This is a genomic window from Oscillibacter sp. (assembly GCF_032060045.1).
In the GTDB taxonomy this organism is placed as follows: Bacteria; Bacillota; Clostridia; order Oscillospirales; family Oscillospiraceae; genus Oscillibacter.
This window is the reverse complement of the sequence record NZ_DAMBZJ010000014.1, coordinates 45,198-58,556: the sequence shown is the minus strand read 5'-3', so window position 1 is coordinate 58,556 and position 13,359 is coordinate 45,198. Positions and strand designations below refer to the sequence as shown.

At 42.9% G+C, this 13,359-nt stretch carries 13 protein-coding genes and 1 pseudogene; 3 read left to right on the top strand and 11 right to left on the bottom strand.

Annotated features, from left to right (window positions below; translation table 11 throughout):
* The 3 genes from RT018_RS07610 to RT018_RS07600 form a co-directional block, all read left to right on the top strand.
* Positions 1-669: SOS response-associated peptidase (locus RT018_RS07610; protein WP_312940726.1), on the top strand; the 669-nt coding region annotated here is incomplete at its 5' end.
* A gap of 190 nt (positions 670-859) precedes the next feature.
* On the top strand, positions 860-1,351 hold the full coding sequence (locus RT018_RS07605) for an HD domain-containing protein (protein ID WP_312940725.1): 492 nt from the start codon (positions 860-862) through the stop codon (positions 1,349-1,351).
* A 78-nt stretch (positions 1,352-1,429) separates the two neighbouring features.
* Positions 1,430-2,155 (top strand): hypothetical protein, encoded by a 726-nt coding sequence (locus RT018_RS07600; protein WP_312940723.1) that lies wholly within the window; start codon positions 1,430-1,432, stop codon positions 2,153-2,155.
* Positions 2,156-2,962: 807 nt separating this feature from the next.
* On the opposite strand, the gene RT018_RS07595 is transcribed toward RT018_RS07600, so the two are convergent.
* From RT018_RS07595 to RT018_RS07545, 11 genes and pseudogenes are all read right to left on the bottom strand, one after another.
* The gene (locus RT018_RS07595) at positions 2,963-4,915 is read right to left on the bottom strand and encodes a hypothetical protein (RefSeq protein WP_312940721.1); all 1,953 of its coding nucleotides are present in this window, start codon (positions 4,913-4,915) and stop codon (positions 2,963-2,965) included.
* Complete coding sequence (locus tag RT018_RS07590) at positions 4,912-5,781, bottom strand: TRAFAC clade GTPase domain-containing protein (RefSeq protein ID WP_312940719.1); 870 nt, start codon at positions 5,779-5,781, stop codon at positions 4,912-4,914. Before RT018_RS07590 ends, RT018_RS07595 begins: the two co-directional genes overlap by 4 nt.
* The gene (locus tag RT018_RS07585; RefSeq protein WP_312940718.1) at positions 5,778-6,701 is read right to left on the bottom strand and encodes a TRAFAC clade GTPase domain-containing protein; all 924 of its coding nucleotides are present in this window, start codon (positions 6,699-6,701) and stop codon (positions 5,778-5,780) included. The genes RT018_RS07590 and RT018_RS07585 overlap by 4 nt, the downstream gene beginning before the upstream one ends.
* Before the next feature lie 10 nt (positions 6,702-6,711).
* Positions 6,712-7,800, bottom strand: a complete 1,089-nt coding sequence (locus tag RT018_RS07580; protein WP_312940716.1) for a GTPase-associated system all-helical protein GASH — start codon at positions 7,798-7,800, stop codon at positions 6,712-6,714.
* Entirely contained in the window at positions 7,797-9,089 is a 1,293-nt protein-coding gene (locus RT018_RS07575; RefSeq protein WP_312940714.1) for a metallophosphoesterase, read from the bottom strand. Before RT018_RS07575 ends, RT018_RS07580 begins: the two co-directional genes overlap by 4 nt.
* Before the next feature lie 375 nt (positions 9,090-9,464).
* Complete coding sequence (locus RT018_RS07570) at positions 9,465-9,605, bottom strand: NgoMIV family type II restriction endonuclease (RefSeq protein ID WP_312940712.1); 141 nt, start codon at positions 9,603-9,605, stop codon at positions 9,465-9,467.
* Between the two features lie 2 nt (positions 9,606-9,607).
* Positions 9,608-10,066, bottom strand: a complete 459-nt coding sequence (locus RT018_RS07565; RefSeq protein ID WP_312940710.1) for a hypothetical protein — start codon at positions 10,064-10,066, stop codon at positions 9,608-9,610.
* Positions 10,063-11,574, bottom strand: a complete 1,512-nt coding sequence (locus RT018_RS07560; protein WP_312940708.1) for a DNA methylase — start codon at positions 11,572-11,574, stop codon at positions 10,063-10,065. The genes RT018_RS07565 and RT018_RS07560 overlap by 4 nt, the downstream gene beginning before the upstream one ends.
* Positions 11,571-12,026, bottom strand: a complete 456-nt coding sequence (locus RT018_RS07555) for a low molecular weight protein-tyrosine-phosphatase (protein WP_312940754.1) — start codon at positions 12,024-12,026, stop codon at positions 11,571-11,573. The genes RT018_RS07560 and RT018_RS07555 overlap by 4 nt, the downstream gene beginning before the upstream one ends.
* A gap of 153 nt (positions 12,027-12,179) precedes the next feature.
* Positions 12,180-12,425, bottom strand: a pseudogene (locus tag RT018_RS07550) (DUF1016 N-terminal domain-containing protein); the annotation flags it as partial.
* A 178-nt stretch (positions 12,426-12,603) separates the two neighbouring features.
* Positions 12,604-13,335 carry a plasmid pRiA4b ORF-3 family protein gene (locus tag RT018_RS07545; RefSeq protein WP_312940706.1) on the bottom strand — a complete coding sequence of 244 codons (732 nt, stop codon included), beginning with the start codon at positions 13,333-13,335 and terminating at the stop codon, positions 12,604-12,606.
* Between the last annotated feature and the right edge of the window lie 24 nt (positions 13,336-13,359).

The window sequence follows — 13,359 nt, the reverse complement described above, 5'->3', positions numbered from 1 at the left end:
ATTTTTCTGCCTGTCCCAACGGATGCGCCAAATGTGCTATACTATACCCGTACAAAATTTGCGGAAGCGGACAGGGAAGGTCACGGAATGTGTGGAAGATATCAGTTCACGGCGGAGCAAAGCGCGGAGCTTCAGGAAATTGTTCAGGAGGTCCAGCGCCGCTGCGGAAAAGAAGCATGGATGCCGGGTGAAATCCGTCCTTCGCTGAAGGCTCCGGTTTTGGTGGAGCAGCAGGGCCGGGTTGAAGCAGACCTCATGCGCTGGAGCTTTCAGACCCAGAAGTCCCTGATGATTAACGCCCGGTCGGAAAGTGCGGAGGGAAAGCCATTGTTTCGGGACAGCGTGCAAACGCGCCGCTGCGCCATCCCCGCCACCGGCTTTTATGAGTGGAGCGCGGATAAGCGAAAATACTTGTTTCGTCTGCCTGATGCGCAGGCGCTTTATCTGGCGGGCATCTACGAGCAGCGGCAGGATGAGCGTCGTTACTGCATTCTGACCACCAAGGCCAACGAGTCTGTGCGCGGGATTCATCCCCGGATGCCGGTGGTGCTGCGGAGAGAGGAAATTGACGGCTGGATTATGGAGCCGGGAGCCTTCCGTAGAATGCTTAAAAAGATACCGCCGCAGCTACTGGCCACGGCGGAAGATAATCAAACATCGCTTTGGTAATCGAGCGCCCTTCGGAAGATCATCTCCAAGGGCGCTTTTGATTGAAATTGGGGAAAAACTGGAGTATGCTGAAAGTGATAATTGTAGATTATAAAAATTATAGGAAGTTCGTTCAATTAGTGTATCTTAGCAATTAGAGAACGTTCAATTAAGTCAATATATTCATTGTAACCTAAATGGAGGATTCAACATGACTGTATCAGAAGTCGCGACAAAGATGATTAAATATTCCAACGGAAATCTTCACGACATCAATCACTTTATGAAAGTATATGCTTATGCAAAAACCATTGGAGAGAGTGAGCATCTGGACAACAATACACAAGCCGTGCTTGAGATAGCTGCTATTATACATGATATTGCTTGTCCACTGTGCCGCGAAAAATATGGGAATACCAATGGTAAATATCAAGAAATAGAAGGTGCAATCTTAGCCAAAGAGTTTCTTAAGGACTCCGGATTTTCCAATGAATTTTTTGAACGTGTAGTTTTTTTAGTGGGGCATCATCACACGCTGAAAGATATCGAAGGGCTGGATTATCAAATTTTGATAGAAGCCGACTATATTGTAAATGCAGACGAAAGCAACTATTTGGAAGCAAACATACGGAATGTGATGGAGCATATTTTTAGGACTCAGGCCGGGATTTTGTTGCTAAAATCCATCTATAGACTCGAATAAATTCTAATTTGTGGAACAGATCAGTGTCATATCATGTTTAATAAATTAAGGCCAAGCCTGTGAAAGGACGTATTGCTCATGATCCCCCAGAAGTTAAAAAAACTTATGGTTCCGATTATAATGACAGGATTATCTTTTTTACTGGCAATACTGTTATATTTTTTTGTAACATGGCAATCTGCCAATCCCTATATTTGGCGAGGAATCTTATTTTTTATTCCTTGCTTTTGCTTTGGCCTAATCACCTATCTTGCTTATATTGAAAAAATCAGCCGTTTGTGCTCGATTATATTGTCACTATGCTTAGCTGTCGTTTCAATAGTTGCAGCATCTGGATTGCTAGTCTATCTGTCAATAGATGCTGCAACTACCACCACTACCGAGATAAAAAAATATGAGCGAGTGCTTCGGATATCAGGTATTACAGAAGAATTCCAACCGAACATATTTCCGGCAGAAATACCAGCTGATGCATATGATGTTAACTTCAGTTATCATCCGGCATTTATGATGGGCGGAGAAGAACTTATGTTGGAATTTAAAGCAGACGCAGACAAAATTAATTCATATAAAAAAGAATTTGAAGCAAACGCTGCTTGGATTGGAAATGGGCCCAATACTTATGCTGAAGACTATGGAATCTTTTCTGGTACTCTAACCTCATTTAATTTACCATATGATGCGACAATATATGTGATTTCCGCAACACCAAGCCATAAAGATGATTGGAATCATGGAAAACGATTGCTGACAGCAATAAGCATTTCTGAGAACTACGTTCTTTTCTATGCGGAAAAATGGTAAATAATAAGGTATCGAGGTCTATGGGGGACTCCCTGATCTTTATGTCGTCAAACCGTTTACTTCTGTGAAGCGCGCATTAAAAAACGTTTTCCGTTCAGTAATTAGGCAAAACTATCAGATGCAAGCACGCAGGATGTGACTGATTGGCTTAAGAAGAATTGCGGCACTATCCATCCGTTCCAGGGAAAGGAAGTGGCTGAAGTCCTGTTGTTAGGTTGCGATGCGCAAAGCAGTTGAGGTGCGTCGCACTGGGTGGGGCGGAAACCTAAAATCATCAATGTTGCTGTTTCCCGTGCAAAATATCGGCTGGCAGTTATCGAAGACTGCGAACTATGGAAACACATGCTTTATGTACAGGTTGCATCCACACATTTGACGAAAAAAGATCCGGCATAAACGTGGAAATATCCTGTTGCTATGGTGAAGGGGGTTGCCATAATTGTGATTTGACGCGGAATGCGTCTACAAGAGAAAAACACGGTCGGGAGTGAACAACTGCATCCGTGTGTAGTCCTATGCGCCATTACTATGACAGTTTTTTCAGTGCTTTTCTTTAGAATATAAATCGGAGACAAAGGTGCAAATGGTTGCACCTTTGTCTCCGATTCGTTTTGGAAAGCCCAAACACTTTAGATATTTCTTGGCCATATCAAAAAGCGTTGTACATTTATGCACTTTGGGTAAATTTTTTCTTAAATTTTTAAGTTTTTGTTAAATTGGTAGAAAGAGGCAACCGGCAGATGCATTGCAGTGCAATGGTTGTGAAAGATAAAAACTCCTTTTTTAAGTTTAATAAGTGGGGGTCGTTCATTCGAATTCCATTGTTCCAAAGTCGATATTATATTTTTTTTGTTTTGATGCTTTTCGAAGTCGCTTGCATTTATCCCATGAGTTATTCCACGCAACTTCTGGTAGAATATTAGAAAGTTTCTCCCACTTAGCATTTTCCATCTCGTTGTCCGCCAATAATCTATGAACAGTAAAAAATACAAATTTTAAAAACTCATTTGAGAAGCTATAATTTGACCGCAAAACAACTGGCAATGCAAATTGAGAAAATTCCAGCGTTACACTTCGACAATTATTAGAGCAGCAGAATTTCCGATAGTATTTTTCCAATACTTTAGGAGGTAAATCACTTATTTCTATTGTGTATGGATCCAATATGCTAATGATAGCCTCAAAAAGTTCTGAGTTGTTGACCGTTTCTAATTTTCTTAATGTCAAACGCTGATTCATTGCGCATAAAGGGCTCCATTTTTTTATATTTGCATGGTTGCAATTATTTGACTCAAAATAGTCAATGAATGCATTTATAGAATCATCCTTAAACGCCGCATACATTTCGGTAGGCAGTCCATATATGCCCACGCCAAAAACGAGCACGGCAATATCAAAACACAAACCTTCGGTGTAGCGATATTCTTCCGGTATATCTCTAAGTTCGCGCAGCACTTCAGCCTGATAATTCCGCGTTTGCTTCCAAATATCTGCACAAAGGGCAAGCTTATAGTTTGAATGAAGCATTGACAAACACATATTTGCATTTTTCTGTAGCAATTGTGCGAAGTCATTAAGCGTGACAAGTGACGAAATAGAATTCAGCGCACTTTCTCCCACTTCATTTAATTCACAGGTAAACAGTCGAGGCAATTGTTCTAACATTTGTGGCCTTTGCTGGACCCACAAATAATTAATTGCGTTTTGAATAGTGGGAAGTGCTGCAATGTCCATAGTAAAAATATTTAACGTAAAGAAGTCGAAAAGTATTTTAACTTTTGTTTTAGATGCATCGTTTATCCGTTCTTGACTATAACAGAAAATATATTCAAACACTTTTAGCATTACTGCCGAAAGTTGGTTCTCATCAAGAATGCTCTGCAACACATTTCCCGTTGTTTCCACCGAGAAGTTTTCCAGTTTCTTTAGAGAACGGTATATCTTTTCAAATACGGTCCAATATGTGCGTTTGAAGAATTTTCTGTCGCAAAAGTTTATGAATTCTTTTACTTCAATATAGCTTTCTTGTGTGTTCCAGCAGTCCTGATTATCATTGTCGCTCTCTAAATTGAGAAGGTCATTTACATAATATGTTTCTGATTGGCTTGTACGAACGACTTGTTTTGATATACTTTCTGGGACAATTTGCAAGTCAAACTGGACACGATTAATAGTTCGGTTCGAAAAAGAACCCGTACAAAACGTAATATCCTTAATAAAATCCATTCCAACTTCATTAATTAGAAACTCAATTATTTGATTGAATTTCTTAGAATCGGGCGCTGCTATAATAATTGGTTCAGTATGTCGCATCATTATCGAAAACATTCTAAAGGCCGCAGAAATTATGATCGTGCTTTCATTGCTGATACGATCAATCATTTGAGGCTGTAATATAACTGGATTGCAATATTGCGCTTTCCACGCGGCATTATTTATGTCTGGTTTTTGAAACAATTCTTCAATGTTCATATCGCTCAGCTTTGGCATGAATATATCTTTGATTAACAATGTATGCGTCCAAACGCACCCTTGTCGAGGCATTTCAGGTGCGTACCATGTTTTACTGATTGCATAGCAATTGTCCTTTGGCAAATAGCATCCTGTCAAATATCCATCAAATGATTTTATTATTTCAGAACCGGATAGGTCGGTTAATTGCTCCAACACTCTTATCGATTGAATGGATAATGAAACAGAAGATGATAGTAGATGATGCCCACTAGCGTATCCCCATATTGCTTGCTGAATTTCAATCATTTCATTAACCCCATTTGTTTATTGAGTAACTCCCATAAAGGAACCGTCAAATCATGTGATTTCACGCCAGAATTATCTACAACATACATTCGTTGTTCTGGATTACCCACATACTGTTCAATTAGCGCTTCTGATTGTGCGGGAGTTTCGAGCTCGCCCCCTTGTGCGCTTACCCCAAAGTATGACAGCAAGAATATATTTTTGTTTGTTTCTAAGTATTGCCACAGCAAAGACAGGTGCTCTTTTACAAAAAGCTCAGGAGAAGAATATATTTTTTCAACAATATCCCACGCCGAAACAATAACAGCTATTGGGATATTTCTCCCTTCAACTAAATAAGCAATGTCTTGCAGAAGCTGAACAAGCTGAACCGCTGTAGGATCGTCATTCAGTGCGGAACGCTCCTTCTTGTTAGGGTCATCATCAGCTTCGAGCCTTAGCTTTAAAGGTAGCTCCGATATTAATGTTGGCTCATTAATTCCTTTAGGGTTAACAAAAACTATTATACCATCACTACCAGCTACATAATCAGCCAGTGAATGTTCAATCTCTCGATCGGCATACTGCTTTTGAAATGTTTCACCAGAAAGATCCGGAAATGAAACTACATATTCATTTTCTTCGTTATCTCGCAAAGTCCACGAAAGATTTTCCTGTTGAGAAACAATGCTAGTTCTTGCCACGGAATCTACCGACAGCCAAGTCCTAGCCAAACGGGCTAGATACTGCTGGTTTCCAGAATACGTGTTCCATTGAAGTTTTGTCTTTATTTTCTTCTGCTGTAAGGAGTACGCAAGTGCTGCTATATATGATGTCTTACCCGCAGCGGGTAAACCCATAATAAAGCATGATTTGGATTCTGTCATATGCGTCTCTCCTTCCATAGATTGAATTGCGATGTCAGCGGTGGTTTAATAAATTTGTAATCTTTATGTTCAGGTGGTCGAATGAGTATTTCCATCAATTCGCTTAAACCATAAAAGGCGGAAAGCTCCGATTCATCATCAGGCATTGAGGCAATACACTGGAATATGCACTTTCCTTTTATACCCGGCAATCGTTCAATAATGCTATCAAGTATTCCACTCATAAACGTTTCAAGCGATGGATCTCCTTTTAATTTAGATTTGATAAGATCATATTTGCTTACAATTAATACAATTTGGGGTGTTTTCCTAATTAGCCCTCCATCCCAGAACGTTTGAAGCACATTTATTGCCTGTTCGACTTCCGAATATCTATATTTTTTGCTAGAAATTTTCTCTCCATCTAATAGAAATACTAAGCAACTCGTTTTCCTAATTATCTGGAATTCCTCCGTTGCTGCTTCAACATCACCTAAGACGGCTTCAAAGTCTTCTCCTGAAAAATCAGAAAAAAGCATATTTGTAGTAGATTCCCCGTCCTTCGGCGTCACTCGTAAATGAAGAATGCTATCGATAGATCCGCGTGGTGTTCTTTGCATATCTGCATGAGAACTTTGAGATATTGCTCTTAGGGGATAAGCGCGCTTTTCAAATGCCGCCAGCGTTCTTGACCCTGAGAAGACAAAACTATTATAAAACTTTCCAGACAAGAAAAAATGATAAATTGAGGTCACTAACGTAGTTTTACCGCTACCGGTAGCCCCGGCAATTACAAAGAATTTGGATTTTTCTGCAGCAGTAATAGAATATAGATCTTCTTCACATAGCTCCAAGCCGGGAGGCAAACGAACAACTCCAGTTTCACTTAGTTTCTCTTGATCCGACTGCTCAAGAACAGTCACTGCACCGACCTCATCCATATTTCGTTCCTCAACTTTTTAAGCTATCATAGCAACACGCAGCAAGTCTTTCTGTGTACATTTGCATACTGTACTCTCTCAGCGATCGGGTTAAATCTTCTTGATGTGAAAAGGTTTCCCTTTTAAATTTGGGATACCACTCTTCTGCTCTTTCTGTATTATCAGAACTGATAATCGCTTTACAGAGGGGGAGAGTATCGATTAGCGAAGAATGTGATAGCTGTGTAATTACTTTTGAAGTAAATCTTTTGTCGGTGCTCATTACTACTTCTGAAAATTCGATATTATTAGCCTTTCCTTTACAAGCACTCAACACATTTTCAAGTATACCCTCAATGGAATAAGGTCCAGGGTAATTGGTAATAAAACTTGCAGCCTCCCACCCCAATATAAGACTACTATTTTTTTTATCAATTGTTTTTAGCGAACAGTTCAAGATATTGCTCCATTTGGACTGCATCCACCATAGCAACTGGGAATCCTCTTTGTAAACAGCTTGTGTTTCCAGCGCTTCATGGAACGCATCTTGTATAGTGGAAAACCCTTCTTGAAACTTTTCAAGCACTTCTGAAAGCTTTGCAAACGATTCGGCATCCCAAGATTCCTGCTCAAGTTGCTTTTGAAAACTAGTAATTAATGACTTGCTAGGAACTGAAATCTCCTTTGGCGGTTGCTTTTCCCTTGTATCAATCCTATCAGTTTCGAATTGCTTCTTTATGAAATCAAGCATTTCCGCAGAAGCTATTGGATCTCTAGAAAAAGCCACTGTAATCGAAAGCAACTCTGCCAAGCTATCAAATGTTGAATCAGTCTCTGCAACCTCAACAAGCGTTGCGCCTGCCAAGACTGCAATTTCAACTTCATTTTTCAATGAAAAAGAAGGATCACTTTTGACAAAAAATGATGCGAAACTTACTTTCTCGTCCGCTACAACTGGCAATCCAAAATACAACCGCACTAACCCAAGAATTTTTTCTCGGGTAATCGCCTCTACGTAGTTTTCAATATACGCAATCCGTTTGTCAATCTGTCCATCTTGTGGAATAATTCCAGCGTCAATATACCACTCGTTTAAATAGCTGTTTATTGAACTACTCATAAGTTGTCTATCCTTCCTTTTTCATCTTTTATTCTGTCTAATAGTTGCTGTACACAACTGTTGCATATAGCCCTTCTCATAAATTCAGGCAAGAGTTCAGCGTGCTTTTTCCCTTCATCCGTTGGAATTGTTAAGTTAAAGTCCTTTAGAATCGACTCTCTGCAAAAAAAAGGGAGATTAATAAAATCATACATAAATTTGCGCTCCCACGATTTAACGGGTAGCACTACTGATTCGATAGGAGTGAATATCTCTTCCAATGCTTGATTATCCGTGTCAACACTAGTGGCTTCGTTAAGGCAGAATGAATACTCAACAAAATCACTTCCAGTTCTAAGAGATTTGTCCACCTCAAATTTGTTTTCAATTTTATCAAGAACACGCGGATATATTTTTATGCTCAAAAATGTTTTTGCCCCCATTTTATTGGTTTCAAGGGTAATCCAATTATATCTTGGTATCCAATCATCCTCTGTGCGAGATGGATGTGTTGCTCCGCTACTAACAGCAATACCAGTGGGAGTCTCTCTTATTGTCTGAATATGTTTATGTCCATATAGTTGAAGGACTGTCCTCGCATCCATTTTTTTGCTAAGATTCTTTTCAGGATCTACCCAACACTCTGGTGGATGGTGACATAAAGTAAGATATATAATTTTATCTTTTCGCTTGGGTATCTGCATATGGCTTATGCGCATAGGGCGCTCAGCGTTATCTGCTCCGTGATCAGATTCATTTGAAATGATTGTTGAATTAATACCGACTATTCCAAGCGTGTAATCGTCATTAAGTCGCATTTCTTGCTCCCAAATCGATCTTTCTTCAAAGCTGCAACCATATTGAGCAGCAAAAGCGTTATAGTGTTCTATTGGTTTGCACATAATGTCTGCATCTCCTGGAATTCTAAACGCATTTGCTAAAGCTATGTCATATTGGGTGACATTGCCCGCACTATCTAAATCATGCTGAAAAAGTTGAACTGATCTTTGATTCCGGGTTACATTCTGGTCAACATCATGATTTCCTGGAACACAAAAGACACGCAATTTGTCAAGAGAAAGAATATCACAAATACTATTTAAGAAGGCGGTAGCAATTTCATACTGCCGGTCTTGACCACTGAAGGCGATATCGCCACAAATTAAAATTCCATCTACACTCGGAATTTCCTTTTTTAAATTTAGAGAGATATCATTCAATAACTCATTTCGCAAATCTTCATCAATGTCATACGCATCTCCGCTGTAATTATGGAAATGGATATCAGACAAATGTATAAAAGAAAGCATTTTGATTCTCCTCACCCTGTCTCACGACTGCTTTGTAAATATGTATTTCCCTTATTATATAGTAAAATTTATTTGTGCTCAATCACCAAGCACATTATTTCGGTGGTATATTCCTGCAATAGCAAAAACGGACTTAAATATAAAGCAGGCATACTCATACAGAGAATCTTTATCCTATAATAGTCTTTTTAAGCCCCCGCTTCCATCGCATTTGCAAATGATATGACAAAGCCGCATGGAGAATCCTCCATACGGCTTCGTTTGGTCATAAACAATACAGGCCAACGGCCTGCCGTTATTTAATTATACCACAAACAGGAAATTACACAACCCCAAGAAATCTGACAAGATTCGACAATTGAAAATAAGAACAATTCAGACGGTCAAATCCAGGGGCAAATCGCTGATATCCTTTAATCTCTTTCCCTCGATCAAGAGGTTTAGCATTTCTATAGAGTCTTCCGCTCCACTTGCCTGCACTGCCTCTACCAATTCATATAGTGTAAAATGATACACAGTCAATATCTCCTGTTCCCAAGGCAAGAGAGGCTAGTCGTCCCGGCATAAACTGAATCCTTTTCTCGTAATTGAATGATTTCATCTATCGAAATGACCGTGCCACCGCACATAGTGATTTGTCGATTAACGTCATCTATCTTTTTGATACAGCCAGTGATGTCCACGTAGGTACCGCCGGCCTTCTTTGCATCCGGCTGAAAGTAGGTAATCGTCACCTCAGAGCCATCGCCGATATGCTCTGCCGCGAGGCGGAGCTGGGCATCCAGCGCAGCTTTCTCCTCCTCGCTCAGCTCAATGCGCCGATCCGTCAGTCGCGCGGTTTCCTTGACCGCAGCGTCATAGCCGGTCAGCGCGGCAAAGGGAGCAAACTGCGCTGCTCTGTCCGAAACAGGCATCCGTGGATGCGTTTCGGACACATGGTGCGGCAGACGGAGAATGTCATCATATTTGTTCGTCACGCCTTATGGCCTCCAATCTGACGGTTTCGCTCGATGGTCGTTGCCCCTTCTTCGAGATTCATACCCTTTAAGACCGCGTTCTTGCCATACTTCTTTTTGATGGAAACAACCGCCTGTTGGATTCGCTTTTCTCGCTCCAGTGCAGTGGTTTCCTCTGCGCTCTTTGCCTGATTAGAGAACAAGTCCAACTGCTGAAATGTTGCCTGGTCGGCATCAGCTTCACTGACCACATGATTGGCAGTCAGGTTCACCCGCCTGACGAGTAGCTTTGGATTGACAATGCGGTCAAAGAGCTCCATGACCGCGCCCATGATCAGCTTCGTGGAGGACGTCTGCCGCTCCAGATTGGCACTCCCGTGGGCGTGCTTTGGCTCGCTGCGGCCATAGCGGTCAGTGGTGATTTCGCCATGGTAGGCTTTTCTGATTTCCGGGTCACTCAGATTATCAATATCATAGCCGACCATCAGGGTCATTTGGTCCGTGACCAATTCCTTCTCCACCAGATCCAACACCAGCAATTCAGCCATTTCCCGGACAATCAGTTTTGCCTTTTCAAAGGGATAAGGGCATTGCAGCACCTGCCCAGAGCCAATGCTGTTGCTCTCCGGTTTATAGGCCCTGATGTCCTTGATAGTGCAGGGCTCCCAGCCCCACGCATGATCGATCAGCAGCTCTGCATTCACGCCGAACAACTTGTAGAGCGTTTCCTCATTATAAAAATCGGTTGCCTTGCCGACGGAGCAGCGCGCAATGTCCCCCATGGTATACAGGCCCTTGCTCTCTAGCCGCTTTACATAGCCCCGACCCACCCGCCAGAAATCCGTTAAAGGTCGGTGATCCCAGAGAAGACGCCGGTAGGACATCTCATCCAGCTCTGCGATGCGGACGCCGTTTTTATCGGCAGGAATGTGCTTTGCCTGAATGTCCATGGCGATTTTGCTGAGATAAAGGTTCGTCCCGATGCCGGCCGTGGCGGTGATTCCGGTCGTGTGAAGCACATCCTGAATAATGGTCATTACCAGCTCGCGGGCGGTCATGCGGTAGGTGTCCAGATAGTCCGTCACATCCATAAATACCTCGTCGATGGAGTAGACGTGGATATCCTCTGGGGCGATGTATCTCAGGTAGATATTATAGATTTCCGTGCTGCGCTTCATATAAAGCGCCATCTGCGGCGGTGCGATGAGATAGTCTAGCGCCAGCGCCGGATTGCCACGAACGTCGGGATCGTGGCAGGAGCTGCCGGAAAAGGTGCGTCTTGGCGCACAACCCTTCCGCCGTGCATTCACCTCGGCCACCTTCTGCACTACCTCAAACAGTCGCGCACGGCCGGGAATGCCATAGGCTTTCAGCGAAGGGGACACCGCAAGGCAAATCGTCTTTTCTGTCCGGGAGGCGTCGGCCACCACAAGGTTGGTGGTCATGGGGTCCAACCCACGTTCCCGGCATTCTACGGAGGCGTAAAACGATTTTAAATCAATGGCGATATAGGTTCGGTTTTCATTCATGGCTTTCTCATCTGTTCCAGCAACGCCCGGCATCCTTCCTCAACATCCTGCCATGTGGCATCGAAATCGCCGGTATACCAAGGGTCGGCTACATCACGCGGATGAGCGGTAAAATCCAGTAGGCGGTGAATCTTGTTGGCATAGTCGCCCCCGCAGATTTGGTAAATGCCCCGACGGTTTTCCTCGTCCATATAGATCAGCAAATCGTAAGCGTCGTAGTCCCCATTGGTCAACTGCCGCGCTGTCTTTCCCTTGCAGGAAATCCCATGCTCCGCTAGTTTTTTCCGTGCCGGAGGATAGACCGAATTGCCCAACTCCTCTCGGCTGGTGGCGGCGGAAGCAATCTCGAATTGATGGCTGAGTCCCGCTTTTTCCACCAAATCCTTCATGACAAATTCCGCCATAGGACTCCGGCAAATATTGCCGTGGCAAATAAACAGAATTTTCTTCATGGGCTTCCTCCGTACCGTTGTTTTTGCCCTTAGTATAGCACGAACAAATGTTCTTGTCGAGAGGATTGCCACCATCTTTGCACCCGGTAATTTCCGCCAGCAGTTTGGATTTTGACCAACCGTATGTTCTGGCCCTGCGGGATATTGCGCCCGCATGGCATCCGTGGGGCAGTTCTCCAGAATGACAATATTTTGTGACCAGCCGAGCCGTAGAACTTCTTTCATGAGCGCAGAATTGGATTGATAGGTGCGGTAAAAATCCCGCATTCTACGCACACTGCGTGGTGAGAATCCGGGCGTATTGGGATACGTCCGTTGCAGATATTCAGCAGCCGCGACAGCCGCACCCTTTTCGCGGCGATCACTGACGAGCTTTCCGATTCCCTGATACAGCCGCATCTGGGGGAATTTTTGCAAAATCAGTACGTCCAGCTCTCGAAACAAAGACGTGTAATCAATGGGTTTGCGGATATTCATGCGAACTCCTTTCTGGCGCTGTGCGCCTGTATGTCAAAGCAGAGAAAAGCACGGTCTGCGGCCGTGCTTTTCTCTGCTTTGAACTATTCTCGCCGAAAAATCATCGCTTATAGTTTCTGTCCAACAGATTGAGCGATTGTTTCGTCGGTGCGTAGTCATATTCATATAAGTCTCTGTAGATGCGTGGAATTTTCTTGAGGCGGAAATTCATATCTTCCAAATCAAAGGTAGATAAATCGAGATCATTGCACCCGAGCCACTTGGACAGTGATTCATAGTCGGTACCGGACTTCTGCTGGAATGCCTGCTCCAAATTCTTTAATCCGGCAGGGCCACCGCAATCTTCGATAATTCCGTAGCCATATCCCTCTAAAACCCTTGGTAGAAGTTTGCCCGGAAGGTCTTGATCCCAAATGATATTTTCAAGCGTCAGCGCAACTTCCCATCCGTCGCCATAATCATATTCAAAATTCAGAAGCATTCCAGGTTTATTGGTAAACCGACGCACGGTCATAGTGGTGGCATCAAAAACGGATTCATGCTCCTCTCCTGGAAACGATTCGCTGTCGATCACCTCGAAACGGCGGACATCACCCATATCGTGTACAATCTTCAACTCTTCTGGGTTATTTTGATCCTTCTCTGGCAGAACATTTTCTGCAAGGGGATAGGTAATGCAGAACAGATGCTGTGCTTTCATCTCAAACAATGTCATCACAATATAGCCCAATCGGGCAAACGTAATATTTCCCGCCACCTGAAACCGCCGCCAGATTCTGGGCTCGTAATCCCGTAAGCAGGCATAAAACTGATAAATTGGCTGCGTTGCCATTGCTCAAACCCTCCTGCTTTTTTA